Origin of the sequence: [Erwinia] mediterraneensis (assembly GCF_900604315.1) — a bacterium.
In the GTDB taxonomy this organism is placed as follows: Bacteria; Pseudomonadota; Gammaproteobacteria; order Enterobacterales; family Enterobacteriaceae; genus Pantoea; species Pantoea mediterraneensis_A.
In genome coordinates this window covers 1,321,677-1,347,892 of the sequence record NZ_LR026978.1, presented here as the reverse complement: position 1 = coordinate 1,347,892, position 26,216 = coordinate 1,321,677, and the positions used below count along the sequence as shown (strand labels likewise).

Annotated in this window: 20 protein-coding genes, 2 tRNA genes, 2 rRNA genes and 1 pseudogene; 17 read left to right on the top strand and 8 right to left on the bottom strand. The window is 55.9% G+C overall.

Features of this window, described 5'->3' with window-relative positions:
• The first annotated feature begins 35 nt into the window (after positions 1-35).
• The 4 genes from E0E17_RS06380 to E0E17_RS06365 all read left to right on the top strand — a co-directional run bounded on the left by E0E17_RS06380 (position 36) and on the right by E0E17_RS06365 (position 3,381).
• Positions 36-2,937 (top strand): 23S ribosomal RNA (locus tag E0E17_RS06380).
• Positions 2,938-3,030: 93 nt separating this feature from the next.
• Positions 3,031-3,146 (top strand): 5S ribosomal RNA (gene rrf, locus E0E17_RS06375).
• A gap of 73 nt (positions 3,147-3,219) precedes the next feature.
• Positions 3,220-3,296: transfer RNA gene (locus E0E17_RS06370), tRNA-Asp, on the top strand.
• Positions 3,297-3,305: 9 nt separating this feature from the next.
• Positions 3,306-3,381 (top strand) — tRNA-Trp (locus E0E17_RS06365).
• 140 nt (positions 3,382-3,521) lie between these two features.
• Here the strand turns inward: E0E17_RS06365 and hdfR are convergent.
• The gene (gene hdfR, locus E0E17_RS06360; protein ID WP_130832599.1) at positions 3,522-4,346 is read right to left on the bottom strand and encodes an HTH-type transcriptional regulator HdfR; all 825 of its coding nucleotides are present in this window, start codon (positions 4,344-4,346) and stop codon (positions 3,522-3,524) included.
• Between the two features lie 121 nt (positions 4,347-4,467).
• Here hdfR and E0E17_RS06355 point away from each other — a divergent pair, with 121 nt between their 5' ends.
• Positions 4,468-4,806: a MaoP family protein gene (locus tag E0E17_RS06355; protein ID WP_130832597.1), complete on the top strand. Its 339-nt coding sequence runs from the start codon at positions 4,468-4,470 to the stop codon at positions 4,804-4,806.
• A 24-nt stretch (positions 4,807-4,830) separates the two neighbouring features.
• Here E0E17_RS06355 and E0E17_RS06350 read toward each other — a convergent pair whose 3' ends face one another.
• Positions 4,831-6,351, bottom strand: a complete 1,521-nt coding sequence (locus E0E17_RS06350; protein ID WP_130832594.1) for a YifB family Mg chelatase-like AAA ATPase — start codon at positions 6,349-6,351, stop codon at positions 4,831-4,833.
• Between the two features lie 330 nt (positions 6,352-6,681).
• Here E0E17_RS06350 and ilvL point away from each other — a divergent pair, with 330 nt between their 5' ends.
• The 6 genes from ilvL to ilvA all read left to right on the top strand — a co-directional run bounded on the left by ilvL (position 6,682) and on the right by ilvA (position 13,239).
• Entirely contained in the window at positions 6,682-6,780 is a 99-nt protein-coding gene (gene ilvL, locus E0E17_RS06345; RefSeq protein WP_130832592.1) for an ilv operon leader peptide, read from the top strand.
• Positions 6,781-6,929: 149 nt separating this feature from the next.
• Positions 6,930-8,576, top strand: coding sequence for an acetolactate synthase 2 catalytic subunit (gene ilvG / locus E0E17_RS06340; RefSeq protein WP_130832589.1), 1,647 nt, complete (start codon positions 6,930-6,932; stop codon positions 8,574-8,576).
• The gene (ilvM, locus tag E0E17_RS06335; RefSeq protein WP_130832587.1) at positions 8,573-8,830 is read left to right on the top strand and encodes an acetolactate synthase 2 small subunit; all 258 of its coding nucleotides are present in this window, start codon (positions 8,573-8,575) and stop codon (positions 8,828-8,830) included. The genes ilvG and ilvM overlap by 4 nt, the downstream gene beginning before the upstream one ends.
• Positions 8,831-8,848: 18 nt before the next feature.
• Entirely contained in the window at positions 8,849-9,778 is a 930-nt protein-coding gene (locus E0E17_RS06330; protein WP_130832584.1) for a branched-chain amino acid transaminase, read from the top strand.
• A gap of 59 nt (positions 9,779-9,837) precedes the next feature.
• Positions 9,838-11,688: a dihydroxy-acid dehydratase gene (gene ilvD, locus E0E17_RS06325; RefSeq protein ID WP_130832581.1), complete on the top strand. Its 1,851-nt coding sequence runs from the start codon at positions 9,838-9,840 to the stop codon at positions 11,686-11,688.
• Between the two features lie 3 nt (positions 11,689-11,691).
• Positions 11,692-13,239 (top strand): threonine ammonia-lyase, biosynthetic, encoded by a 1,548-nt coding sequence (gene ilvA, locus E0E17_RS06320; protein WP_130832578.1) that lies wholly within the window; start codon positions 11,692-11,694, stop codon positions 13,237-13,239.
• On the opposite strand, the gene ilvY is transcribed toward ilvA, so the two are convergent.
• The gene (gene ilvY, locus E0E17_RS06315; RefSeq protein WP_130832576.1) at positions 13,240-14,121 is read right to left on the bottom strand and encodes an HTH-type transcriptional activator IlvY; all 882 of its coding nucleotides are present in this window, start codon (positions 14,119-14,121) and stop codon (positions 13,240-13,242) included. It abuts the gene before it with no gap.
• A gap of 162 nt (positions 14,122-14,283) precedes the next feature.
• Between ilvY and ilvC the strand changes: the two genes are divergently transcribed.
• The 3 genes from ilvC (at position 14,284) to E0E17_RS06300 (ending at position 17,579) form a co-directional block, all read left to right on the top strand.
• Complete coding sequence (gene ilvC, locus E0E17_RS06310; RefSeq protein WP_130832574.1) at positions 14,284-15,759, top strand: ketol-acid reductoisomerase; 1,476 nt, start codon at positions 14,284-14,286, stop codon at positions 15,757-15,759.
• 307 nt (positions 15,760-16,066) lie between these two features.
• Positions 16,067-16,764 (top strand): IS1-like element IS1A family transposase gene (locus E0E17_RS06305; RefSeq protein ID WP_103215986.1). Its coding sequence is split into 2 segments (ribosomal slippage): positions 16,067-16,316 and positions 16,316-16,764, totalling 699 coding nucleotides; the frame shifts between segments, so codons are not numbered across the junction.
• An 80-nt stretch (positions 16,765-16,844) separates the two neighbouring features.
• Complete coding sequence (locus E0E17_RS06300) at positions 16,845-17,579, top strand: type III secrection system effector, WxxxE family (protein WP_130832572.1); 735 nt, start codon at positions 16,845-16,847, stop codon at positions 17,577-17,579.
• 60 nt (positions 17,580-17,639) lie between these two features.
• Here the strand turns inward: E0E17_RS06300 and E0E17_RS06295 are convergent.
• The 3 genes and pseudogenes from E0E17_RS06295 to E0E17_RS06285 all read right to left on the bottom strand — a co-directional run bounded on the left by E0E17_RS06295 (position 17,640) and on the right by E0E17_RS06285 (position 21,217).
• A pseudogene (locus tag E0E17_RS06295) lies at positions 17,640-18,971 on the bottom strand (MFS transporter).
• A 292-nt stretch (positions 18,972-19,263) separates the two neighbouring features.
• Positions 19,264-20,271 carry an inner membrane protein YhjD gene (gene yhjD, locus E0E17_RS06290; protein ID WP_130832569.1) on the bottom strand — a complete coding sequence of 336 codons (1,008 nt, stop codon included), beginning with the start codon at positions 20,269-20,271 and terminating at the stop codon, positions 19,264-19,266.
• A 46-nt stretch (positions 20,272-20,317) separates the two neighbouring features.
• On the bottom strand, positions 20,318-21,217 hold the full coding sequence (locus E0E17_RS06285; protein ID WP_130832567.1) for a LysR family transcriptional regulator: 900 nt from the start codon (positions 21,215-21,217) through the stop codon (positions 20,318-20,320).
• A 114-nt stretch (positions 21,218-21,331) separates the two neighbouring features.
• Here E0E17_RS06285 and E0E17_RS06280 point away from each other — a divergent pair, with 114 nt between their 5' ends.
• On the top strand, positions 21,332-22,090 hold the full coding sequence (locus E0E17_RS06280) for an SDR family NAD(P)-dependent oxidoreductase (RefSeq protein WP_130832565.1): 759 nt from the start codon (positions 21,332-21,334) through the stop codon (positions 22,088-22,090).
• A 29-nt stretch (positions 22,091-22,119) separates the two neighbouring features.
• Here E0E17_RS06280 and E0E17_RS06275 read toward each other — a convergent pair whose 3' ends face one another.
• A complete protein-coding gene (locus E0E17_RS06275) occupies positions 22,120-22,974 on the bottom strand; it encodes a PhzF family phenazine biosynthesis protein (RefSeq protein WP_130832563.1) in 855 nt (284 codons plus the stop codon).
• A gap of 102 nt (positions 22,975-23,076) precedes the next feature.
• Here E0E17_RS06275 and E0E17_RS06270 point away from each other — a divergent pair, with 102 nt between their 5' ends.
• Positions 23,077-23,700: a glutathione S-transferase family protein gene (locus tag E0E17_RS06270; RefSeq protein ID WP_130832561.1), complete on the top strand. Its 624-nt coding sequence runs from the start codon at positions 23,077-23,079 to the stop codon at positions 23,698-23,700.
• Here the strand turns inward: E0E17_RS06270 and E0E17_RS06265 are convergent.
• Positions 23,667-25,163 (bottom strand): aminotransferase-like domain-containing protein, encoded by a 1,497-nt coding sequence (locus E0E17_RS06265; protein ID WP_130832559.1) that lies wholly within the window; start codon positions 25,161-25,163, stop codon positions 23,667-23,669. The genes E0E17_RS06270 and E0E17_RS06265 overlap by 34 nt on opposite strands.
• Before the next feature lie 136 nt (positions 25,164-25,299).
• On the opposite strand from E0E17_RS06265, the gene E0E17_RS06260 reads away from it, so the two are divergent.
• Positions 25,300-25,884 carry a LysE family translocator gene (locus tag E0E17_RS06260; RefSeq protein ID WP_130832557.1) on the top strand — a complete coding sequence of 195 codons (585 nt, stop codon included), beginning with the start codon at positions 25,300-25,302 and terminating at the stop codon, positions 25,882-25,884.
• Positions 25,885-26,216 lie beyond the last annotated feature (332 nt).

The window sequence follows — 26,216 nt, the reverse complement described above, 5'->3', positions numbered from 1 at the left end:
ACGGGTCGCGACAGCGAAACGTCTGTGGGTTGTGAGGTTAAGCGAACAAGCGTACACGGTGGATGCCCTGGCAGTCAGAGGCGATGAAGGACGTGCTAATCTGCGAAAAGCGCCGGCGAGGTGATATGAACCTTTGACCCGGCGATGTCCGAATGGGGAAACCCGGTGCACTCAGTGCATCATCGCAACATGAATACATAGTGTTGCGAGGCGAACCGGGGGAACTGAAACATCTAAGTACCCCGAGGAAAAGAAATCAACCGAGATTCCCCCAGTAGCGGCGAGCGAACGGGGAGCAGCCCAGAGCCTGAATCAGCATGTGTGTCAGTGGAAGCGTCTGGAAAGGCGCACGGTACAGGGTGACAGTCCCGTACACGAAGGCACAGATGCTGTGAGCTCGATGAGTAGGGCGGGACACGTGATATCCTGTCTGAAGATGGGGGGACCATCCTCCAAGGCTAAATACTCCTGACTGACCGATAGTGAACCAGTACCGTGAGGGAAAGGCGAAAAGAACCCCGGCGAGGGGAGTGAAACAGAACCTGAAACCGTGTACGTACAAGCAGTGGGAGCCTCTTTATGGGGTGACTGCGTACCTTTTGTATAATGGGTCAGCGACTTATATTCTGTAGCAAGGTTAACCGTATAGGGGAGCCGCAGGGAAACCGAGTCTTAACCGGGCGTTAAGTTGCAGGGTATAGACCCGAAACCCGGTGATCTAGCCATGGGCAGGTTGAAGGTTGGGTAACACTAACTGGAGGACCGAACCGACTAATGTTGAAAAATTAGCGGATGACCTGTGGCTGGGGGTGAAAGGCCAATCAAACCGGGAGATAGCTGGTTCTCCCCGAAAGCTATTTAGGTAGCGCCTCGTGAATTCATCTCCGGGGGTAGAGCACTGTTTCGGCTAGGGGGCCATCCCGGCTTACCAACCCGATGCAAACTGCGAATACCGGAGAATGTTATCACGGGAGACACACGGCGGGTGCTAACGTCCGTCGTGAAGAGGGAAACAACCCAGACCGCCAGCTAAGGTCCCAAAGTCATGGTTAAGTGGGAAACGATGTGGGAAGGCCCAGACAGCCAGGATGTTGGCTTAGAAGCAGCCATCATTTAAAGAAAGCGTAATAGCTCACTGGTCGAGTCGGCCTGCGCGGAAGATGTAACGGGGCTAAACCATGCACCGAAGCTGCGGCAGTGACACTGTGTGTTGCTGGGTAGGGGAGCGTTCTGTAAGCCGCTGAAGGTGTGCTGTGAGGCATGCTGGAGGTATCAGAAGTGCGAATGCTGACATAAGTAACGATAAAGCGGGTGAAAAGCCCGCTCGCCGGAAGACCAAGGGTTCCTGTCCAACGTTAATCGGGGCAGGGTGAGTCGACCCCTAAGGCGAGGCCGAAAGGCGTAGTCGATGGGAAACAGGTTAATATTCCTGTACTTGGTGTTACTGCGAAGGGGGGACGGAGAAGGTCAGGTTAGCCGGGCGACGGTTGTCCCGGTTTAAGCGTGTAGGCTGGTTTTCCAGGCAAATCCGGAAAATCAAGGCTGAGGCGTGATGACGAGGCACTACGGTGCTGAAGTAACTGATACCCTGCTTCCAGGAAAAGCCTCTAAGCTCCAGGTAACACGAAATCGTACCCCAAACCGACACAGGTGGTCAGGTAGAGAATACCAAGGCGCTTGAGAGAACCCGGGTGAAGGAACTAGGCAAAATGGTGCCGTAACTTCGGGAGAAGGCACGCTGGCATGTAGGTGAGGGGACTTGCTCCCGGAGCCGAAGCCAGTCGAAGATACCAGCTGGCTGCAACTGTTTATTAAAAACACAGCACTGTGCAAACACGAAAGTGGACGTATACGGTGTGACGCCTGCCCGGTGCCGGAAGGTTAATTGATGGGGTCAGCCGCAAGGCGAAGCTCCTGATCGAAGCCCCGGTAAACGGCGGCCGTAACTATAACGGTCCTAAGGTAGCGAAATTCCTTGTCGGGTAAGTTCCGACCTGCACGAATGGCGTAATGATGGCCAGGCTGTCTCCACCCGGGACTCAGTGAAATTGAACTCGCTGTGAAGATGCAGTGTACCCGCGGCAAGACGGAAAGACCCCGTGAACCTTTACTACAGCTTGACACTGAACATTGAGCCTTGATGTGCAGGATAGGTGGGAGGCTTTGAAGCGCGGACGCCAGTCTGCGTGGAGCCATCCTTGAAATACCACCCTTTAATGTTTGATGTTCTAACCTGGCGCCGTGATCCGGCGTGGGGACAGTGTCTGGTGGGTAGTTTGACTGGGGCGGTCTCCTCCCAAAGCGTAACGGAGGAGCACGAAGGTGGGCTAATCACGGTCGGACATCGTGAGGTTAGTGCAAAGGCATAAGCCCGCTTGACTGCGAGCGTGACGGCGCGAGCAGGTGCGAAAGCAGGTCTTAGTGATCCGGTGGTTCTGTATGGAAGGGCCATCGCTCAACGGATAAAAGGTACTCCGGGGATAACAGGCTGATACCGCCCAAGAGTTCATATCGACGGCGGTGTTTGGCACCTCGATGTCGGCTCATCACATCCTGGGGCTGAAGTAGGTCCCAAGGGTATGGCTGTTCGCCATTTAAAGTGGTACGCGAGCTGGGTTTAGAACGTCGTGAGACAGTTCGGTCCCTATCTGCCGTGGGCGCTGGAGAACTGAGGGGGGCTGCTCCTAGTACGAGAGGACCGGAGTGGACGCACCGCTGGTGTCCGGGTTGTCACGCCAGTGGCATTGCCCGGTAGCTAAGTGCGGAAGAGATAAGTGCTGAAAGCATCTAAGCACGAAACTTGCCCCGAGATGAGTTCTCCCTGACCCTTTAAGGGTCCTGAAGGGACGTTGAAGACGACGACGTTGATAGGCCGGATGTGTAAGTGCAGCGATGCATTGAGCTGACCGGTACTAATGACCCGTGAGGCTTAACCTTACAACGCCAGAGGCGTTTTGATGAGAGACGCGATTTTCAGTTTGTTACCCGGATACGTTGTGCGGCCTGCGGGCGGCGCGACAACAGAATTTGCCTGGCGGCCAGAGCGCGGTGGTCCCACCTGAACCCATGCCGAACTCAGAAGTGAAACGCCGTAGCGCCGATGGTAGTGTGGGGTCTCCCCATGCGAGAGTAGGGAACTGCCAGGCATCCAATTTGGTTATTACCTGAAAAGGTAACACCGGTTATCAGCGAGACCCCGCTGGTAATGCAGTATTCGGTGGTGCGGTAGTTCAGTCGGTTAGAATACCGGCCTGTCACGCCGGGGGTCGCGGGTTCGAGTCCCGTCCGCACCGCCACCCTTATTTAGGGGCGTAGTTCAATTGGTAGAGCACCGGTCTCCAAAACCGGGTGTTGGGGGTTCGAGTCCCTCCGCCCCTGCCAGAAAATAATCCTTTGCTTCGGCGAAGGATTTTTTTTGCCCAAAATTCCTTAGCTGGCAGTCTGTCGGGATAGAAACCCAGGCAGCAACTAATCACTACCCAGCTTTTTCCCGCGTTCCGTCTCTCTCTGTTCGTTAAATATTAACGTGGCAGCACAGGAACCTTTAACAGCTGACGAATATGCGTCTGTTGATCGCTGTTCTGCAGCCAGACCGCGTATAACGGACGCACCGCGACCGGCGTATCTGGGATCACCATCAGATCGTGATAGAGGCTGTGCCAGAAGTCGGGCAGAAATGCACAGGCTCCGGTGGTATGCAACAGTTCCCGCGTGACATGCGCAGAGGTGGTCGTTAACACCGGCACATCGTCGCCGCCGGAGAGATAGCTCTCATGCTGATGGAAGTCGGCACCCCATTCCAGCTTGATGTAATCATACTTTTCCCGCTTCTCTGTTTTACGCGCCCGAAAGAGCGCCAGCGAGATATGGCCGATCTGCTGGCTGGTCAGCTCATCCATTTTAGGCGCTTCCGTAGTAATCAACAGATCCAGCTGACGTTCGTGTAACTGCTTTACCAACAGATGACGTTGTGCGATGCGGGCTTCCAGATGCAGGCTTTCCCGGTTCTCATACAGCGTTTGTAGCCAGGGCGTCAGATAAGCTTCCCACAGAGACGCACTGGCACCGATAGAGAGCTCATGATGCTGCTGCGTATGAGAAACTTCTTTCTTTGCCATCAGCCAGGTACTCATCAGGCTTTCTGCATAAGGCAGTAAGCGTTCGCCTGCCGACGTCAGACGTATATTATTGCGATGACGAGTAAATAGATTAACACCCAGCTGATTTTCCAGCTGACGGATGCGAAAACTGACGGCAGACTGAGTGAGGTACAAGGCTTCTGCAGCGCGCCCGAAATGTCGGGTTCTGCTCACTTCCAGGAAAGTTTTCAGTAATTCCGTATCCACAGCTTTCTCCAAAAATTTATTTGTCGTAATGATTTAAATCTTTTGTTTTACACTCTGTCAAGCCTATCTAATACTCCGCGCCATAAATAGCACGGCCATAAGAGAATCAGGAGCGTGTAAGATGGCGGAGAGCTTCGCAACTGCAAATCGTTTCTTTGATAACAAACATTACCCACGTGGGTTTTCGCGTCACGGTGATTTCACCATTAAGGAAGCTCAACTTCTGGAACGCCACGGTTATGCCTTTAACGAATTGGATCTGGCAAAACGTGAACCTGTTACAGAAGAAGAACGCTTGTTTATTGAAGTATGTCGTGGTCTGCGAGAGCCGCAAACGGAAGCTGAACGTGTCTGGTCAAAATACATGACTCGCATCAAGCGTCCTAAGCGTTTCCATACCTTGTCTGGCGGTAAGCCGCAGATGGACAGTGTGGAAGACTACAGTGAAAGTGAAGATTAAAAAAATGGGGCTTTGCCCCATTTTTTACTCCAGGCTTTTATGTAGAAAGATCAGCAGGCGCTCAATGCTGCGATAACTCACCGCTTCCTGCAAATGCTCACGTTTAATCTGTCCTTCCTCAGCCAAATCGGCAATTGTCCTCGCCACCTTTAAGATACGCTGCCAGGCTCGCACTGAAAGCTCCAGCGAATGCAGAATGCTTTCCAGCCATACGGCATCCTCCGGCAGAAGCTTACACCACTGCTGAATCTCAGGGTTACTGAGATGGGCGTTGATCTTGCCAGCACGCTTCAGCTGTCTGTTACGTGCCCTCAGTACACGTTCCCGTACAACTTCGGAGGTTTCGCTGGCCTGCCGTTCCCGGCTCAACATACCGCCAGGCAGCAGCGGGACCTCGAGCGACAAATCGAACCGATCCAGAAACGGGCCGGAGAGTCGGCTCAGATAGCGTAAAACCTGAGCCGGCGAGCAGCGGTGGTGATTGCCCTGATAATGTCCGGTTGGGCTGGGATTCATGGCGGCAATCAGCTGGAAGCGTGCCGGATAGGTTACCTTAGCACGGGCGCGTGAGAGGGTTATCTCACCGGACTCGATCGGTTCACGCAGCGAGTCCAGCACCTTGCGATCGAACTCCGGCAGCTCATCCAGAAACAGCAATCCATTATGGGCCAGTGAAATCTCACCGGGCCTGGGCAGAGAGCCGCCTCCCACCAGGGCGTAGAGCGTAGAGCTGTGATGCGGCGCGCGAAACGGCCTTTTGCGCCACTGTTTGTGCAGGCTCTCCCGATCTACCAGACTGGCGATGGCGGCGCACTCCAGCGCTTCCCGGGTGGTCAGAGGCGGCATAATACCGGGCAAGCGCGTTGCCAGCATGGTCTTTCCGGTGCCCGGTGGCCCGATCAGCAACAGGTTATGTCCTCCCGCCGCGGTAATCTCCAGTGCACGCCGCCCCTGTTCCTGACCAATGATATCGCTGAGGTCGGCCTCGTTTGCCTGCGATTCTTGAGGAGCGCAGACCGCAACGGGCAACTCCCGTTTATGATGCAGGAAGGCGCAGATCTCCAGCAGATGGTGACCCACCAGGGATGTGCCCTGTTGTATCAGTCCCACATCCTGCTGGTTATCTGCGGGAAGTATCAGCTGGCGTCCCGCCTGCTGAGCCGCCAGCGCAGCCGGAATCGCGCCCTGAACCCCTCTCAGCGCGCCATTAAGGGTCAGCTCACCCAGAAACTCATACTGTGCCAGCTTATCCGCAGGGAGCTGTTCTGAGGCAGCGAGAACCGCAATGGCGATAGGGAGATCGTAGCGCCCACCTTCTTTCGGCAAATCAGCCGGGGCCAGATTGATGGTGATACGTTTAGCGGGAAAGCTAAACCCACTGTTGATAATGGCGCTGCGCACCCGCTCGCGCGCTTCCTTTACCGTGGTTTCCGGTAGCCCGACCAGGATTAAAGCCGGAAGCCCGTTGCTCAAATGCGCTTCTATTGTGACCAGGGGCGCCTCCACCCCCAGTGCCGCGCGGGTTAATACTGTTGACAATGACATAACCGCTCCTTGTTATGTCGATGATGATCGAACTCGCATTGTTATGCGACAGCCGAAAGACTGGATTGCGTATCAGATCGGGCGATCATTTCATTTTTGCACCGTGTTACTAAATTGCTGCGATATAGCTCCTGTCTGCACGAATATTCATAACGAAGCGCGAATAATGAATATTTATCACAATCTAAAATAACCTTTTAATAACAAGATGATAATAAGCCTCACGGCGCAGGCGCTGAAAAAAATATGGCAAAAGAGATTGTCATAAGACCAATAACTATGGTAACTCTGTAGGCATTACTTCGAACGAACGAAAATATCGAACAGAAAATGAAAGCCCTTCTACGAGTGATTAGCCTGGTTGTGATTAGCGTGGTGGTGATTATTAAACCACTGTGCGGGGCTACGCATGGAGAAAGAAAGGCTTAAAAATCAAGGCCTGGAATTCGAAAAAACCCCGCACCGAAAGGTCCGGGGTTTTTTTTTGACCTGGCGGAATATCAGTGATTAATCAAGGAACAAACAATGAACAGTAGCATAAAATTCTGTTGTTCCGGTCGTGAGACGGGAGAATAACTATGACAGGTGCACAGTGGGTGGTTCAGGCTTTACGCGCGCAGGGGGTTGATACCGTATTCGGCTATCCGGGCGGCGCAATTATGCCGGTCTATGATGCGCTCTATGACGGCGGCGTGGAGCACCTACTGTGTCGGCATGAGCAGGGCGCGGTGATGGCGGCAATTGGTTATGCCCGCGCCACCGGTAAAACCGGGGTTTGCCTTGCCACTTCTGGTCCGGGTGCGACCAACCTGATCACCGGCCTGGCGGATGCGATGATGGATTCCGTACCGGTGGTTGCCATCACGGGCCAGGTCTCTTCTGCCTTTATCGGCACCGATGCCTTCCAGGAGATCGACGTGCTGGGCCTGTCGCTGGCCTGCACCAAACACAGCTTCCTGGTGGAGTCACTGGATGATTTACCTGTGGTAATGGCTGAAGCTTTTGCCATGGCGCGCTCAGGTCGTCCGGGTCCGGTGCTGATTGATATTCCAAAGGATATTCAGATCGCCAAAGGGGAACTGATGCCGCACCTGCTGCCGGTTGAAGAGGAGCTGGCGCAACCGCAACAGGCGATTCTTGCCGCGCGTGCCATGATGCAACAGGCACAGAAACCCATTCTCTATGTCGGCGGCGGCGTCGGTATGGCGCAGGCGGTACCGGAATTACGTGCGCTGGCGGCCGGGACCGGTATTCCGGTGGTCTGTACGCTGAAAGGGCTGGGAAGCGTTGATGCAACCAGTGACAGCTATCTCGGGATGCTGGGTATGCATGGCACCAAAGCTGCCAATCTGGCGGTGCAGGCCTGCGACCTGTTGATTGCCGTAGGCGCTCGTTTTGATGATCGCGTTACCGGCAAACTGGATACCTTTGCTCCCAATGCCAGCGTTATCCATATTGATATCGACCCTGCCGAACTGAACAAGCTGCGCCGCGCCCATATTTCTCTGCAGGGTGATGTTAAACAGCTGCTGCCGGCTCTGAGCCAGCCGCTGTCTATCGCCGCCTGGCGCGAGGAAGTGAAAGCGCTGAAAGCGGAACACTGCTGGCGTTACGACCATCCGGGCGAGGCGATTTATGCGCCGCTGCTGCTGAAGCAACTCTCTGAGCGCACGTCCGCCAGCACGGTCATCACTACCGATGTTGGTCAGCATCAGATGTGGGCTGCCCAGCATATGTTCTTTAGCGCGCCGGAAAACTTCATTACCTCCAGCGGTCTCGGCACCATGGGCTTTGGCCTGCCAGCCGCCGTTGGCGCCCAGGTCGCACGTCCGCAGGATACTGTTATCTGCGTTTCTGGCGACGGCTCCATCATGATGAATATTCAGGAGTTGGGCACCATCAAGCGCAAGAAGCTGCCGGTGAAAATTGTGCTGCTGGATAACCAGCGTCTGGGGATGGTACGCCAGTGGCAGCAGCTGTTCTTCGACGGTCGCTACAGTGAGACCAACCTTTCTGATAACCCCGATTTCCTGACGCTGGCCAGTGCCTTTGATATCCCGGGCCAGCGTATTACCCGTAAAGATCAGGTCGACGCCGCCCTGGATGCGCTGCTGAACAGTGAAGGTCCTTACTTCCTGCATGTATCCATTGATGAGAATGAAAACGTCTGGCCACTGGTACCACCGGGTGCCAGCAATGCACAAATGATGGAGAAAACCGCATGAATCAGCATCAATTGTCTATCGAGGCGCGCTTCCGTCCTGAAATATTGGAAAGGATTTTACGCGTTGTCCGCCACCGGGGCTTTCAGGTTTGCGCCATGAATATGGCTTCCGGGAATAACGCAGAGAGTATAAATATTGAAATGACCGTTGCCAGTCAGCGCTCTGTCGATTTACTGTCAACACAATTGAACAAACTGATGGATGTCGCCTGCGTCCAGATACAACAACAGACAACACAACAAATCCGCGCTTAGTCGCGAAAGGAAATAAGAATGAGTACGAAGAAAGCAGACTTTATTTGGTTCAATGGCGAGATGGTGAAATGGGAAGAGGCAAAAGTCAGCGTGATGTCCCATGCACTGCACTACGGCACCTCTGTGTTTGAAGGCGTACGCTGCTACGACTCACACAAAGGTCCTGTGGTTTTCCGCCATCGCGAACATATGCAACGTCTGCACGACTCAGCCAAAATCTACCGTTTTCCGCTGAAGCAGAGCGTGGATGAGCTGATGGAAGCTTGCCGCGAAGTTCTGCGCGTTAACAATCTGAAAAGCGCCTATATCCGTCCGCTGGCATTCGTGGGCGACGTAGGTCTGGGCGTGAATCCGCCAGATGGCTACAGCACCGATGTGATTATCGCAGCTTTCCCGTGGGGTGCTTATCTGGGTGCTGAAGCGCTGGAGCAGGGTATCGACGCCATGGTCTCTTCCTGGAACCGCGTTGCGCCGAACACCCTGCCGACCGCCGCTAAAGCGGGCGGTAACTATCTCTCTTCTCTGCTGGTGGGTAGCGAAGCGCGTCGCCACGGCTATCAGGAAGGCATCGCCCTCGACACCAACGGCTATATCTCGGAAGGTGCAGGCGAGAACCTGTTTGAAGTGAAAGATGGCATTCTGTTTACCCCGCCATTTACCTCTTCAGCGCTGCCGGGCATTACCCGTGACGCCATTATCACCCTGGCGAAAGATATGGGCCTTGAAGTGCGTGAGCAGGTGCTGTCGCGCGAATCTCTCTACCTGGCGGACGAAATCTTTATGTCAGGTACCGCAGCGGAAATCACGCCGGTACGCAGCGTTGACCGCATCCAGGTTGGCGCAGGCAAATGTGGCCCGGTAACCAAACGCATTCAGCAGGCCTTCTTTGGTCTGTTCAACGGTGAAACCGAAGATAAATGGGGCTGGCTGGATCCGGTTAACCCATAACACCCTTTTCGCGGACGCAACGGCGTCCGCGTACTTATTCAGACTGGAGTAAACAGAGCATGCCTAAGTACCGTTCCGCCACTACCACCCACGGCCGTAATATGGCGGGTGCCCGTGCCTTGTGGCGCGCCACAGGAATGACCGATGCCGATTTCGGCAAACCGATTATCGCAGTGGTCAACTCATTCACTCAATTCGTACCAGGACATGTGCACCTGCGCGATCTCGGCAAGCTGGTGGCGGAGCAGATTGAAGCCGCAGGCGGCGTGGCGAAAGAATTCAACACGATTGCGGTAGATGACGGTATCGCCATGGGTCATGGCGGCATGCTGTATTCACTCCCGTCGCGCGAGCTGATCGCCGACTCCGTCGAGTATATGGTCAATGCGCACTGCGCGGATGCCATGGTCTGCATCTCGAACTGCGACAAAATCACCCCCGGTATGCTGATGGCCTCACTGCGCCTGAACATCCCGGTCATTTTTGTGTCCGGCGGCCCGATGGAAGCGGGGAAAACCAAACTCTCCGATAAAATCATCAAGCTGGATCTGGTCGACGCCATGATTCAGGGAGCCAACCCGAACGTCAGCGATGCGGAAAGCGATCAGATTGAACGCTCCGCCTGTCCGACCTGCGGCTCCTGCTCCGGCATGTTTACCGCCAACTCCATGAACTGCCTGACGGAAGCGCTGGGCTTGTCACAACCGGGCAACGGCTCGCTGCTGGCGACCCACGCCGATCGCAAATCGCTGTTTATCAACGCCGGTAAACGTATTGTCGGACTGGCGAAACGCTGGTACGAGCAGGATGATGCCAGCGTACTGCCGCGCAACATTGCCAACAAAGCGGCCTTTGAAAATGCCATGACGCTCGATATCGCGATGGGCGGCTCCACCAATACCGTGCTGCACCTGCTGGCGGCGGCGCAGGAAGGGGAAGTGGACTTCAACATCTCCGATATCGACCGTCTGTCGCGCAAAGTACCGCATCTCTGCAAGGTGGCGCCGAGCACGCAGAAATATCATATGGAAGATGTGCACCGTGCTGGCGGCGTACTGGGCATTCTGGGCGAGCTGGATCGGGCAGGACTGCTGGACAACAGCGTACGCAACGTACTCGGCCTGAGCCTGCGCGAAACCCTCGATAAGTACGACATCATGCTGACACAGGACGAAGCGGTGAAAACCATGTTCCGTGCCGGCCCGGCGGGCATTCGCACCACTCAGGCGTTTTCACAGGAGTGTCGCTGGGACACGCTGGATGACGATCGTCAGGAAGGCTGTATCCGTTCGCGTGAATATGCCTTCTCGCAGGATGGCGGTCTGGCGGTGCTTTACGGCAACCTGGCAGAAGATGGCTGTATTGTGAAGACCGCGGGCGTGGATAAAGAGATCCTCACCTTCCGTGGCCCGGCCAAAGTGTATGAAAGCCAGGATGATGCAGTTGAAGCGATCCTCGGCGGTAAAGTGGTCGCGGGCGATGTCGTGGTGATCCGTTATGAAGGGCCGAAAGGCGGGCCGGGCATGCAGGAGATGCTCTATCCCACCACTTACCTGAAATCTATGGGCCTCGGCAAAAGCTGTGCGCTGATCACCGATGGTCGCTTCTCAGGCGGCACCTCCGGGCTCTCCATTGGTCACGCCTCTCCGGAAGCGGCCAGCGGCGGTACCATCGCCCTGGTGCAGGATGGCGATATCATTGAGATCGATATCCCGAACCGCGGCATAAAGCTGGCCGTGCCGGATAGCGAACTGCATGCGCGTCGTGAAATGGAGGAAGCGCGTGGCGCGGCCGCCTATACCCCGCACACGCGCCAGCGCGAGGTCTCTTTTGCCCTGCGTGCTTACGCTTCTCTCGCCACCAGTGCCGATAAAGGCGCGGTGCGCGATAAGAGCAAGCTGGGAGGCTAACCGATGGCTGAGCCGCAACCTCTTCCCGCCGCGCCCTGCGGCGCGGAATATCTGCGCGCCGTGCTGCGCTCACCGGTTTATGAAGTAGCCCAGGTGACGCCGCTGCAGAAGATGGAAAAACTGTCAGCACGTCTCGATAATACCATTCTGGTGAAGCGGGAAGATCGCCAGCCGGTGCACAGCTTCAAGCTGCGTGGCGCCTACGCGATGATTGCCGGACTGAACGAAGAGCAGAAGGCGCGGGGCGTGGTCACCGCCTCGGCCGGTAACCATGCTCAGGGCGTCGCCTTGTCCGCCAGTAAGCTGGGAATTCGATCGCTGATCGTCATGCCGGTCAGTACGGCGGATATCAAGGTCGATGCGGTGCGCGCTTTTGGCGGAGAAGCTTACCTGTTTGGTGCCAACTTTGACGAAGCCAAAGCCAAAGCCATTGAGCTTGCTGAACAGCAGGGTTACACCTTTGTGCCGCCTTTCGACCATCCGGCGGTGATTGCCGGGCAGGGTACGCTGGCGATGGAGCTGCTGCAGCAGGACGCCCATATCGATCGGGTGTTTGTCCCGGTCGGCGGCGGCGGTCTGGCGGCAGGCGTGGCGGTGCTGATCAAACAGCTGATGCCGCAAATCAAAGTGATCGCCGTAGAAGCGGAAGATTCCGCCTGTCTTAAGGCGGCGCTTGAGGCGGGACAGCCAGTGGATCTGCCGCGTGTGGGTCTCTTTGCTGAAGGGGTGGCGGTAAAACGCATCGGCAGCGAGACTTTCCGTCTCTGCCAGGCTTACCTTGATGACATCATCACTGTCGACAGTGACGCTATCTGCGCGGCGATGAAAGATCTGTTTGAGGATGTCCGTGCGGTGGCAGAGCCTTCGGGTGCGCTGGCGCTGGCCGGGATGAAGAAGTATATCCAGCAGCACGACATCAAAGGCGAGCGCCTGGCGCATATCCTGTCTGGCGCGAACGTCAACTTTCACGGGCTGCGTTATGTCTCTGAACGCTGCGAGCTGGGTGAGCAGCGAGAAGCGCTGCTGGCGGTAACCATTCCGGAACAGCAGGGCAGCTTCCTGAAGTTCTGCCAGACGCTGGGCGGTCGCGTGGTCACCGAGTTCAACTACCGTTACGCCGATGCGGATAACGCCTGCATTTTTGTTGGCGTGCGTTTAGCGCGTGGCCTGGAAGAGCGGAGTGAAATTATCGCGCAGCTCACCGCGGGCGGATACAAGGTGATCGACCTCTCCGATGATGAGATGGCGAAGCTGCATGTTCGTTACATGGTGGGCGGACGCCCCTCCAGGCCGCTGCGGGAACGCCTTTTCAGCTTTGAATTCCCGGAAGCGCCTGGCGCACTGCTAAAATTCCTGCAGACACTGGGCACCCACTGGAATATCTCGTTGTTCCACTACCGCAGCCATGGCACTGATTATGGTCGTGTGCTGGCGGCCTTTGAGCTGGGCGACGACGAATCGCGTTTTGCAGAGCATCTCACGGCGCTGGGCTACGATTTTCATGACGAAACCCGCAACCCGGCCTTCCGCTTCTTCCTGACCGGCAATTAATTACAGCAGGTTCCAGAACGCATTCATCAGCGGCTCCCCGAGCCGCTTTTTTTGTACGCAAACGCCCAGCTCCAGCGGCGTGACCGACGCCATCTGATCCAGAATCAATACGCGATTGCGCACCGGCTCCGGGCTGTTCTCCAGCACCACATCGGGCAGCAGCGCGATGCCGCAGCCGAGCGCCACCATGGAGACAATCGCCTCATGACCTGACACCGTGGCATAGATCAACGGGTTAGGAATATGTTGCTGACGAAACCACAGATCGATGCGGCGGCGCGCCGGTCCCTGATCCGGCAAAATAAAAGGGATCGCCGACCAGTCCGGCAGATCCTGCGTCGCCTGGGTGCGTACCGCGCAGGGCAGCGACGGGGCGATCAGGATCAGCGGGATCAGCCCCAGTGACGTAAAACCAATGCTGGCCGGCAATGTTTCCGGTCGTCCCGCAATCGCCAGGTCAGCCTCGCCTGACTGCACTTTTTCTACCGCATCCGCCGCATCGCCGGTGGTCAGTTTAATCTCCACCTGCGGATGTTCAGCACGAAAGCGATCGAGAATCGGCGGCAGATGACTGTAAGCAGCCGTCACCGAGCAGAAGAGGCGCAGCTCGCCGCTCAGGGAAGGGCTGTTCAAATCCATCGCATGACGCAGCTGCTGATATTGCAGTAGTGTCTGCTGGGCAAACTGGCGCAGCCGCTCACCGGCTTCCGTCAGGGTAACGGTGCGGTTATCACGCAGGAACAGCGTATGACCGACATCCTCTTCAAGGCGCTGGATCTGGCGCGAAAGCGTTGACGGGCTGACATGCATGGCGCGTGCGGTACGCCCGAAATGACAGCTGTGCGCCAGATGCAGAAAAAGTTTCAGATCGCGTAAATCCATAACAGGGGCCTCAATCTGGTATTGCAACTATTGCAATGTGACGTTGTTAATATATCAATTTAAGCAACAGATTTCCTGGCATATGATGGGTTCATTCGCAGCGCTGGTAACCGGCGCTGAACAGGAACAACAGCACAACACAACATCCGAACGGAGTACCGCATGGCTAACTATTTCAACACTTTGAATCTGCGCAATCAGCTGGCGCAACTGGGTAAATGTCGCTTTATGGGGCGCGAAGAGTTTGCTGACGGTGCCAGCTTTCTGAAAGGTAAAAAAGTGGTCATCGTGGGCTGCGGTGCTCAGGGTCTGAACCAGGGGCTGAACATGCGTGACTCTGGCCTGGATGTTGCCTATGCGCTGCGTGCTGAAGCGATTGCTGAGAAGCGTGCATCATGGCGTAAGGCAACCGATAACGGTTTCAAAGTGGGCACCTATGAAGAGCTGATCCCGCAGGCGGATCTGGTGGTCAACCTGACGCCGGACAAGCAGCACTCTGCCGTTGTGCAGGCTGTTCAGCCGCTGATGAAAGATGGCGCTGCGCTGGGTTACTCACACGGCTTTAACATCGTTGAAGTGGGCGAAACCATTCGTAAAGACATCACTGTCGTGATGGTTGCGCCGAAATGCCCGGGCACCGAAGTGCGTGAAGAGTATAAACGTGGCTTCGGCGTACCGACCCTGATTGCGGTACACCCGGAAAACGATCCGAAAGGCGAAGGCATGGCGATTGCGAAAGCCTGGGCAGCGGCTACCGGTGGTCATCGTGCGGGCGTGCTGGAGTCCTCCTTCGTAGCAGAAGTGAAATCTGACCTGATGGGTGAGCAGACCATTCTGTGCGGCATGCTGCAGGCGGGTTCGCTGCTCTGCTTCGATAAGCTGGTGGCGGAAGGTACCGATCCCGCCTATGCGGAAAAACTGATTCAGTTCGGCTGGGAAACCATCACCGAATCCCTGAAGTTTGGCGGTATCACGCTGATGATGGATCGTCTCTCTAACCCGGCGAAACTGCGTGCTTATGCCCTTTCCGAGCAGTTGAAAACCATCATGGCGCCGCTGTTCCAGAAGCATATGGATGACATCATCTCTGGTGACTTCTCTGCCGGCATGATGGCTGACTGGGCAAACGACGATAAGAAACTGCTGACCTGGCGTGAAGAAACCGGTAAAACGGCGTTCGAAACTGCTCCGCAGTATGAAGGTAAAATCGAAGAGCAGGAATACTATGACCAGGGCGTGCTGATGGTAGCGATGGTGAAAGCGGGCGTTGAGCTGGCGTTTGAAACCATGGTCGATGCGGGCATTATTGAAGAGTCTGCTTACTACGAATCACTGCATGAATTGCCGCTGATTGCCAACACTATCGCGCGTAAGCGTCTGTATGAAATGAACGTGGTGATTTCCGATACCGCCGAATATGGTAACTACCTGTTCTCTTTTGCTGCCGTACCGCTGCTGAAAGAGTTTATGTCCCAGTTACAGCCGGGCGATCTGGGTAAACCGGTTACCGGTACTGCCGTAGACAATGCGCAGCTGCGTGACGTAAATGAGGCCATTCGCAACCACCCGATCGAAGCGGTGGGGCGTAAACTGCGTGGCTACATGACTGATATGAAACGTATCGCGGTGGCGGGCTAATCCTCTTTCTGTTCCGGCCTGACGGCTGAGCCTCTTCAATACCCTGTAAGCACGGCTTACAGGGTATTTTTATCTCTGTAGACAACACCGCCACACCTTTGATAGCGCCGTCCGTTATCCCGCCATTTCCCATTAATGGTTTAGCTTCTATATAATATCGAAATTAATTATTTGAATATAATTAATCATAAGCGCTTTATTGAAGGAGCATTGCGCACCTTGTGGTAGTTTACCCATTTTTAACCCGGGCGCGGTGATGCTGCCAACTTACTGATTTAGTGTATGATGGTGTTTTTGAGGTGCTCCAGTGGCTTCTGTTTCTATCAGCTGTCCCTCCTGTTCAGCTACAGACGGGGTGGTGCGTAACGGTAAAAGTACTGCCGGACATCAGCGCTATCTCTGCTCTCACTGCCGTAAAACATGGCAGTTACAGTTCACATACACAGCCTCTCAACCCGGTACGCACCAGAAAATCATTGATATGGCCATGAATGGCGTTGGATGCCGGGCAACCGCCCGCATTATGGGCGTTGGCCTCAACACGATTTTACGTCACTTAAAAAACTCAGGCCGCAGTCGGTAACCTCGCGCATACAGCCGGGCAGTGACGTCATCGTCTGCGCGGAAATGGACGAACAGTGGGGCTACGTCGGGGCTAAATCGCGCCAGCGCTGGCTGTTTTACGCGTATGACAGGCTCCGGAAGACGGTTGTTGCGCACGTATTCGGTGAACGCACTATGGCGACGCTGGGGCGTCTTATGAGCCTGCTGTCACCCTTTGACGTGGTGATATGGATGACGGATGGCTGGCCGCTGTATGAATCCCGCCTGAAGGGAAAGCTGCACGTAATCAGCAAGCGATATACGCAGCGAATTGAGCGGCATAACCTGAATCTGAGGCAGCATCTGGCAAGGCTGGGAAGGAAGTCGCTGTCGTTCTCAAAATCGGTGGAGCTGCATGATAAAGTCATCGGGCATTATCTGAACATAAAACACTATCAATAAGTTGGGACCATTACCCCCGGGCGCTTCTTTACAGACGATTAAGACGCCCTGTTAAATGTTTACTATCCGGATGGGTGTTTATGCTGCATTATCGTGCAACTTCTGTGACCGATATGCCCCCCATTAAGCAGGGGTGCCTGTATGGCTTAACAAAAAAAATCACCAGGCTGATTGGAAAACTATCGGGGGTGAAAAACAGTACTATTACGCTGGAGTACAAGGGCAGGAAAGCAGAAATAGGCAGAAAAATCATAATGTCACGTATCAAATCCAGCGTGAGGAAAACTAATAAAACAGAGGGGGAATGGTTCAGGCAGGAGCGTAGAACGTTTCTGTCCACGATAATAAATAAGACAATAGACGGCCAGCCTGATAAAGCAAAACATTTAGATGCAGCACGCAAAAGGGAAGTTTTTGGTTATGTAAGAAGAGAATTAAAAATAAAAGAAAAGCTTGATCCGGTATGCGCGCAGTCCTCTATCAAACAGATCCTGTATGGCTGGCGTGAAACAGATAACATCATCGCTGTGCTTTATCCGGAACTGAAAGGCATCACGCCTGCGACTTTAAGGCTGCAGAAAGAGAACGAAATAAAAGAGAAGGTGGTTAACGATATTGCTGCCGATCTCTGTTACACCGTTTTCGGTATTCCGTCTTCTGAGCTGATAAAAAGCACGGAAAAGGCCATTGACGTTGTGCTGTCCAGGGCGGCAGGCGAGAAAGCATGCTCAGCGCCACACGCGCAGATGGCGAAAAAAAGCGGTTTTCAACGGCGATTATTAATCAGACGGGATTCGGTTAAGCTTCCCCGCTAACAGCAGAGTTGCGCTTTCTCTCTGGCTGTCAGCGGACAGCCAGAGAGGCTTAATGCACGATCAGGCTTCGTACAGCGTCTGATGACGCGTTTCTTTGCAGGCGATCAGGGCTATCAGCGTCAGGCCCGCCATGGCCGCCAGATAGAGCCCGACCGCATAGAGGCCGTAGTGGCTGTTCAGCCAGGTCGCGATATAAGGCGCAACCGAAGCACCCAGAATCGACGACAGGTTGTAGGAGAACGAAGCTCCGGTATAACGCACTTCAGTCGGGAACAACTCCGGCAGCAGTGCGCCCATCGGGCCGAATGTCAGACCCATAATACTCAGACCAAGCAGCAGGAAGGCCATAACCAGCCATTGTGAGCCGGAACCGAGCATCGCCGGGAACACAAAGGAGAACAGGATAATCAGCAGTGTAATCACAATCATGGTCTTACGACGACCAAATCGGTCCGCCAGCACCCCGGCAATCGGGACCATCACGCCAAAACCAATCACCGCCACCATCAGCATCCACAGGAAGCTGTTACGGGAATAACCCAGTCCGTCAGGCGCGGCAGCGGTACCATAACTCATCGAATAGACGGTCATGATGTAAAACAGGGTGTAGGTCGCCAGCATAATAAAGGTGCCCAGCACGGTAGCGAGCAGATGCTTGCTTAACAGTGTGCCGATAGGCATGCGCACCTGCTTATTCTCTTTCTGTACTTTGGCAAAGACCGGGCTTTCATGCAGGCTCACGCGCACATACAGGCCTATCAGCACCAGCACGGCAGAGAGAATGAAAGGCACACGTCAGCCCCAGTCCATAAACTGCTCATCGGTCAACAGCCAGGAGAGCAGCAGGAAAGTGCCGTTGGCAAAGAAGAAGCCGATAGGGGCGCCCAGCTGCGGGAAGGAGCCATACAGGGCACGTTTTTTTGCCGGCGCGTTTTCCGTCGCCAGCAGCGCTGCGCCGCCCCATTCACCGCCCAGACCCAGGCCCTGGCCGAAGCGCGCAAGCGCCAGCAGCAGCGGAGCAAACACACCGATAGAGGCGTAGCCCGGCAACAGGCCGATAATCACAGTGGAGATCCCCATGGTCAGCAGCGAGGCGACCAGCGTGGCTTTACGGCCGATGCGATCGCCGAAGTGACCAAACAGGGCGGAGCCGATGGGACGCGCCACAAAGGCGATGGCAAAGGTTGCCAGCGACTGAAGCGTGGCGACGGTGGCATCACCCTGCGGGAAGAAAATATGCGGGAAAACAATCACCGCAGCGGTGGCATAGATATAAAAATCGAAGAACTCAATCGCGGTACCTACAAGCGATGCCACGATCACTTTGCCACGCGAATTGACGGGGGGGTTGTCGTGCTCTTTGTCGATGGATTCTGTGATGGAGGCTTGCATAACTGTTTCTTATTTATAAATTGAGACAAAGAATCTTACGCACCTGGAAAGCGCCATTCAATGGCGAAAAGCCGCGCCAGAAGCGGCTTAATGCAGCAAAAAGAGGATAATTTTTGCCGGCATTACTTTACCGGGGGATGGCAGGGTGATGTGGCCCTTTTCTGGCGTGATTCACTAAGAAAGGGCCAAATAAAAGTTACCCCTCAGGGTTTCGTACTGACATCAGGATAAAAATTAATCATAAAGGAAAATTTTCCGCTATTTTCCGCCCCGGTTACCTTTTCAGACGATCTCAGTGGCGGCGCGCACGTCCCGGTTCCGGCATGCGCTCATCGTCTTTATATTTTGCCGTGGCGATCCAGGCGGCGCAGAACAGCGTCAGACGGGCGAAAAAATAGAAGAAGGCCATCAGGCCCAGCACGGAACCAAAGACGGCCCCGGAAGGCGAGCTGGCCAGCTTGGGCAGCGTCAGCGTCATGATAAATTTAATCACTTCAAAACCGATCGCCGCCAGCAGCGTACCGCGCAGCAATGCGCGCTTGTGGGGCTTATGGCGCGGCAGGATCCAGAAAATCCACAGGAACAGCAGATAGTTTGCGGCGATGGAGATCGAGGTGGCAATAATCGTCAGCACCGGGCGCAGCCACTCAATGTCATTCAGGCCGAGCGCGTTCACAATTGCCGCCTGCGCCGCGCCGGCAATCGACGTCAGCGACAGGGTAATAATCAACGCCAGCATCAGGCCAATCAGCGACACCAGATCGCGCAAATACTTCAGCCAGACCTTCTCCTTATCATCCGGTTTGCGCTCCCAGACATCGCGTGACTGGGCGCGCACCGCCTCACGCAGGTTCCCCATCCAGTTAATGCCGGAATAGAGCGCCAGCAGCAAACCGGTGATACCCACGGTAGCGCGCTGCTCAATCGCGGTATTCACGCTGTTCTTCAGCGTGGTCGCCAGCGTCGGATCGCTGATACTGTCGACAATTTTGTTGATCAACCCGGTGAGCAAATCGGGGTTTGACGCCAGCACAAACCCGACGCCCGCAAAGGAGACCATCAGAATGGGTATCAGAGAAAGAAAGGAGAAATAGGTAATCGCCGCGCCAAACTGGCTGCCAAGGCGATCGTTAAAACGCTCCAGCGCGCGCAAAAAATGCGCCACCGCCGGAATCGCCTGAAACCAGGCAATAAAGCGAGAGACGCGGGTAATGGAACGATCTACTGTGACATTCCCGGTTTTAATATCAATCAGCGGCTTCTGCTTTTCTTCAGCCGTCTGGGGGTGTTTGTCCGTCATTGACCTTGTTGATCCCGTTAATCTGAAATGTTGAGTATAGCCCCGCTCAGCTGACATATTCCTTCATCACCTGACTCAACCACTCCATAAACACGCGCACGCGGCGTGCCACGTTACGCCGGTGCGGATAGAGCAACGATACCGGCATCGGCTGAGCAGGAAAGTGATGCAGCACTTCCACCAGCTGGCCCGATTCCAGCAGCGGCTGAATGCCCACCGCCGGCACCTGGATCAGACCCAGTCCGGCAACGCAGGCGGCACGATAGGTTTCGCTGCTGTTTACCGTCACCACGCCGCCGGTCTGCACGTAATGGCACTGCCTGCCATCATAATATTCGAAGCCGGGCGAGGGCTGACCCAGCTGCTGGCTGTAATGCACCATGGCATGTTGCGCCAGCTCCTCCAGGCGGACTGGCCTGCCGAAGCGGGAAAGGTAGCCAGGGCTGGCACAGTTGATCAAGGAGAGGTGGCCTAATTTACGCGCGATCAGGCCGGAATCTTGCAGCTCACCTACGCGAATGACGCAGTCAAAGCCTTCGCGAATGACATCTACCTGACGATCGCTGCTGCTCAGTTCAAGTTCTACGCCGGGATAGTGCTGCAGAAATTCCGACAGCCGAGGCAGGACAAAGCCGGTGGCCATGGCGACCGGCATATCGACCCGCAGCTTACCGCTGAGGGTGGCAGGTTCATGCTGAAACAAGCCGTCCATCTCCTCCAGCATCGACAGCAGATCGAGGCAACGATCGTAATAGACCAGACCATCCTGAGTGAGCTGCACACGCCGCGTCGTGCGGTGCAGTAAACGTGCGCCCATCTGATTTTCCAGCGCCTGCAACTGGCGTGACACACTGCCTTTTGGCAAACCGAGACTTTCCGCTGCCCGGGTAAAACTGCCCATTTCAGCGACTCTGACAAAAACACGCATTGCGTGAATTTTATCCATGTTATTCACCTTTTGTTGTTATAAATGGAACAGTCCGGCGCATTTAACTCAGTTTATAGATCATTTTTTCTGGAATAACCTTATCCCTGTACATTTTTGCAACAGGAGAGAAACATGAACGGTAAAATAGCGTTGATCACTGGCGGTAGCCGTGGCCTGGGTCGCAATGCTGCGTTGAAACTGGCGAAAAAAGGGTGCGATATCATTATCACCTATCGTAGTCAGTCTAAAGAGGCGCAAAAAGTGGTGCAGGAAATTGAGGCGGCGGGCGGGCGAGCCAGCGCCTTAGCGTTGGATGTTGGTGACATCAGTCAGTTTGATGCTTTTGTTGGCGAGGTGAAAACGCTGCTGCAAACCCGCTGGCAGCGCGACCGCTTTGACTGTTTAGTGAACAATGCGGGCGTAGGCTTACATAAGCCCTTTGCAGAGACCAGCGAGGCGGAATTCGATAACCTGATGAATATTCATCTGAAAGGGCCGTTTTTCCTGACGCAAAAACTGCTACCGGTGATCGCCGATGGCGGCGCTATCCTGAATATCTCCACCGGTCTGGCTCGCTTCACCTATCCGGGCGCCAGCGCCTACGCGGCGATGAAAGGGGCTATGGAAGTGCTGACGCGCTATCAGGCGAAGGAGCTGGGGGAACGCGGCATTCGCGTGAATATTCTGGCGCCAGGGGCAATTGCTACCGATTTTGGTGGCGGACGCGTACGTGACAATGCCGAAATCAATGCCTGGGTGGCGGCGCAAACGGCGCTGGGACGGGCGGGGCAGCCCAATGATATCGGCAATGCGATTGCAGCGCTGCTCAGTGACGAGACCGGCTGGATCAATGGTCAGCGTATTGAGGCTTCAGGCGGCCAGTCAATTTAATGCGCAACGGGGCGTTAACGCCCCGTTTTTTACAGGGCGATGGTGCCATCAATCACCGTCACGGTATTGCCGCCAATCCAGATAGTTTCATCCTCAAAGGTCACCTGCACGCGACCGTTACGCTGCAGTATCGTGCCCTGGCGAACGCGGTAGTTCTGCTGCTGCCCGCGAGCGGCCAGGTAACGGGCCAGGCAGGCGTTAGCGCTGCCAGTGACCGGATCTTCCGTCAGGCTGCCTTGTTCAACCAGCAGGCCGCGCACCTCATACTGTTCTGCCGACCCGGCGGGCTGCGGTCCAAAGGGCATCACGCCGGTGACGCCCGCATGTTTCATCAGCCGCGCCAGATCGCTGACGTTGGGCGTAATGGCCAGCACGGCGGCGGCACTCTGCATCGGTATCAGTAACCAGCGAATCCCCATATCTGCAATGGTGGCCGTTTGCGTGTCATCAAGCGCATCGCTGTTCAGCGCACTGTGCAGCAGGGCGTCGCTGAATGGCGTGAGAGTTGCGGGCGGGGCGGCGAAGGCCAGCGTGCCACTGGCGGCAATCTTCACGGTAACCAGACCTACCTCGCACTGCTGAACGATCTGTCCCGGCGTTTTCAGCGGCCATCCTGCCTCCAGTAACGCATGTGCAGTCCCGAGCGTAGGGTGACCGGCGAAGGGTAGCTCGCCATCCACGGTAAAAATGCGTACCCGGTAATCGGCCTGAGAATGTTCCGGTGGCAGCACAAAGGTGGTTTCCGACAGATTGGTCCAGCGGGCGATAGCGGCCAGTTGCGCATCACTCAGTCCCCGGGCATCCATAATCACGGCCAGTGGATTGCCGTTGAAGGGGGCGCTCGTAAAAACATCCACTTGTTTAAAGGCGACAGTATGGGTCATGGTGTTCTCTCAGATCAGGAAAAGGGTTTATCAGGTCAGCGATTGCATGTCTCCAGCAACAGGACTATGAATAGCTCAGGGACCCCGCTGCAGGAGCCAATAATGTTGAAAATCCTTGGACGTGCTTCTTCTGTTAATGTGCGCAAAGTGTTGTGGCTGTGCGAAGAGCTGGCTATCCCATTCCGGCGTGAGGACTGGGGCGAAGGTTTTACATCGACCCACTCGCCGGCATTTATGGCGCTCAATCCGAATGCGCAGATACCCGTGATTATCGAGGGGGACTTTGTGCTGTGGGAATCGAATGCCATTCTGCGCTATCTCGCCAGCGCGTGGGAGGGCGACTGGCTTTATCCGCAGAATGCCCGTGCGCGGGCGCTTATCGACCAGTGGATGGACTGGCAGTCCACCGAGCTGAACACCTCGTGGCGTTATGCGTTTATGTCGCTGGTGCGCAATTCGCCTGCCCATCAGGATCCGCGACTGCTGGCCGCCGCCTGCAAAGGCTGGTCGCATACCATGGGTATCCTGAATCAGCAGCTGGCAAAAACCGGACGCTACGTCGCCGGGCGCAACTTTACGCTCGCCGATATTCCTGTTGGCCTGGCGGTCAACCGCTGGTACGAAACGCCGCTGGATCACCCCGATTACCCGGCTGTCCGGACCTATTATGAGCGGCTTACGGAACGTCATGGCTATACCCTTTGGGGACGCAATGGCACCCCCTGATCCTGTTGCCCGATGCCCGGCGGCAGGCCGCTCATTTCACAGGCCAGCGCGCCGGCACGCCTCAGCGCATAGCTGTAGCGTTCATTAAAGGGATAGCAGCAGGAGAGGCGCAGCGCATGGTTGTAGCGGTTGCTCAGCGAATAGAGCGCGCCCGGCGTCACGCAAATCTGCTCCTGCAGCAGGCGGTGAAACATCTCTACCGTATCCACCCCGGCAGGCAGCTCGACCCAAAACACGAAGCCGCCTCTGGGGCGAGTCGCGCGCGTACCCTGCGGAAAGTCGCGGGCAATCAGGCCGCGTGCTTCATCAAGATTGGCGGCGTAGCGGCGGCGCAGGCTGCGCAGATGATGATCGTAACCGCCGCTGGCAAGGAATTCCGCCAGAGTTTCAGACAGCAGCATCGATTCCGCCATCGAGGATACCGCTTTCAGGCGGGCGATGGCGGCATGGAAGCGTCCTGCCGCTGTCCAGCCGACGCGAAAATCGGGGGCGACAGTTTTGGTGAAGCTGGTGCAGTAGATTACCCAGCCCTGAGTATCGAAGGCTTTCACCGGCGGCGACAGGGGCCAGTCAAACTGCAGTTCGTCATACAGGCCATCTTCCAGTAGCGGAATACCGTAAGTATTTACTAGCTTTGCCAGTCGCTGTTTGTTCGCCAGCGGCATACTGGATCCCATCGGATTTTGCACTCCCGGCATAGCGACCAGCGCCTGGATACGTTGCTCCTGCAACAGCAGCTCCAGTGCATCCAGCGACAAGCCGTTTTGAGCATCGGTTGGGATCTCAACCGCCTTAAGCCCCAGCGAGGCGAGCAGGGGAAACAGAAAGAAGTAGGTAGGCGACTCCAGCCCGACACAGTCACCCGGACGGGTAACGGCGCGCAACGCCAGCTGCAGGGCCTCCATGCAGCCATGGGTCAGGGTGATATCTTCTGACGTGAGCGACATTCCGGCATGTAATGCCCGCCGCGCAATTTCCTCCCGTAAGCGCTCACTACCAGGCGGAAGCGCATAACGCCCTATGGTGTGCGGATGACGACGTAACAGCGAGGCGGTAATGCGGCTGAGCTTTGCCGACGGATAGAACTCCCCCTCCTGCGGGCAGGCCAGAGAAATATTAATGTAGTCGGGATGATTCTGGGCGGCAAATACCGTGTCGATAAGGTCGAGCTTTTCGCCGCTCGGAACCTTGACGCGGGTACGATGCCGCGCTGTGCCGGTCACTGCAGGCAACACGCTGCGCACGTAATAGCCGGACTGTGGCCGGGCCTCAATCAGGCCGCGGTCTTCCAGCAACTGCCAGGCATTCAGTACGGTATTGACGCTGACCCGGTGCGATTGTGCCACACGCCGAATGGCGGGCAGACGCTTACCTGGTTTCAGCGTTCCCTGATGAATAGCGGCGGCAAAGCTGTCGGCCAGCTGTTGATAGAGCGTCTGTTCCGCTGTAGCACTAATGGACACAAAAACCTCCTGTGCCGATGAGCACAATTGCGTTTTGAGCGATCTGTACCCATGACAATAGTGCTTTTGTGTCTCTGTTACCATGATGTGGGTCACCTTACCATGCGACCTATGTTTCACATGCAGGAAAGGCGTAATGCTCGATCCCTCATTTTTCAGCTACGTAACCGTAATGTCCATTACGCCAGGGCCGAATAATTTGCTGCTGGCGACCTCCGGCGTGAACTTCGGCTTAAGGCGCACATTGCCGATGGTGTTTGGCATTATGCTGGGCTGCGGGATGCAGACGGTACTGGCGAGCCTGACGCTGGAGCTGATGCTGAGCTGGATGGGGGCGATCAGAGTCCCGCTGACGCTGTTGGGCGGTGCCTACCTGTTCTGGCTCTGCTGGAAGTTGTTCCGCGCAGACGCGCCAGCGCTGCGCGGGAAAGCGCAGCCAATGACGCTGGTGGGTGGCATTTGCTTTCAGGCGATCAACCCTAAAACCTGGCTGACGGCTATCAACGTGGCGCTGCTCTACAGCGCGCACAGCAGCGTGATGGTGTTGATGTTCAGCTTTATGGCAATGAACCTGCCCTGTATTTTGCTGTGGGCCGTGCTGGGCGATCGGCTTGGCCGCCATCTGCAGGTGGCATGGAAACGACAGCTGTTCAACAGCATTATGGCGCTGGCGCTGGCCATCACCACGCTCTGGATGTTGTATGACGCCGTGGCAGGGTAAGGTCCCGGCACCGGGCGATCCCCTCTCCCTCCGGGAGAGGGGGAATGGTGCAGGCCTGTGGCTCAGGTGCCACGTCCGGCACGGGCCATCCCCTCTCCCTCCGGGAGAGGGTTAGGGTGAGGGGAAATGGCCGCACAGTCCTCAGTTTACCCTCACCCCGGCCCTCTCCCGCAGGCGGGAGAGGGGGAATGGTGCAGGCCTGTGGCTCAGGCGGCGCGTCCGGCACAGGCGATCCCCCTCCTTCCGGGAGAGGGTCAGGGCTAGGGAAATGGCCGCCCAGTCCTCAGTTTACCCTCACCCCGGCCCTCTCCCGCAGGCGGGAGAGGGGGAGC

Bases quoted from the DNA above. Each gene is read 5' to 3' on its own strand.
- E0E17_RS06330 (WP_130832584.1), top strand. From the start codon at position 8,849: ATGAGTACGAAGAAAGCAGACTTTATTTGGTTCAATGGCGAGATGGTG.
- E0E17_RS06355 (WP_130832597.1), top strand. From the start codon at position 4,468: ATGGCGGAGAGCTTCGCAACTGCAAATCGTTTCTTTGATAACAAACAT.
- ilvL (WP_130832592.1), top strand. From the start codon at position 6,682: ATGAAAGCCCTTCTACGAGTGATTAGCCTGGTTGTGATTAGCGTGGTG.
- ilvG (WP_130832589.1), top strand. From the start codon at position 6,930: ATGACAGGTGCACAGTGGGTGGTTCAGGCTTTACGCGCGCAGGGGGTT.
- E0E17_RS06270 (WP_130832561.1), top strand. From the start codon at position 23,077: ATGTTGAAAATCCTTGGACGTGCTTCTTCTGTTAATGTGCGCAAAGTG.
- E0E17_RS06300 (WP_130832572.1), top strand. From the start codon at position 16,845: ATGCTGCATTATCGTGCAACTTCTGTGACCGATATGCCCCCCATTAAG.
- E0E17_RS06275 (WP_130832563.1), bottom strand. From the start codon at position 22,974: ATGACCCATACTGTCGCCTTTAAACAAGTGGATGTTTTTACGAGCGCC.
- E0E17_RS06285 (WP_130832567.1), bottom strand. From the start codon at position 21,217: ATGGATAAAATTCACGCAATGCGTGTTTTTGTCAGAGTCGCTGAAATG.
- ilvD (WP_130832581.1), top strand. From the start codon at position 9,838: ATGCCTAAGTACCGTTCCGCCACTACCACCCACGGCCGTAATATGGCG.
- ilvY (WP_130832576.1), bottom strand. From the start codon at position 14,121: ATGGATTTACGCGATCTGAAACTTTTTCTGCATCTGGCGCACAGCTGT.
- E0E17_RS06350 (WP_130832594.1), bottom strand. From the start codon at position 6,351: ATGTCATTGTCAACAGTATTAACCCGCGCGGCACTGGGGGTGGAGGCG.
- ilvA (WP_130832578.1), top strand. From the start codon at position 11,692: ATGGCTGAGCCGCAACCTCTTCCCGCCGCGCCCTGCGGCGCGGAATAT.
- E0E17_RS06280 (WP_130832565.1), top strand. From the start codon at position 21,332: ATGAACGGTAAAATAGCGTTGATCACTGGCGGTAGCCGTGGCCTGGGT.
- E0E17_RS06260 (WP_130832557.1), top strand. From the start codon at position 25,300: ATGCTCGATCCCTCATTTTTCAGCTACGTAACCGTAATGTCCATTACG.
- yhjD (WP_130832569.1), bottom strand. From the start codon at position 20,271: ATGACGGACAAACACCCCCAGACGGCTGAAGAAAAGCAGAAGCCGCTG.
- ilvC (WP_130832574.1), top strand. From the start codon at position 14,284: ATGGCTAACTATTTCAACACTTTGAATCTGCGCAATCAGCTGGCGCAA.
- ilvM (WP_130832587.1), top strand. From the start codon at position 8,573: ATGAATCAGCATCAATTGTCTATCGAGGCGCGCTTCCGTCCTGAAATA.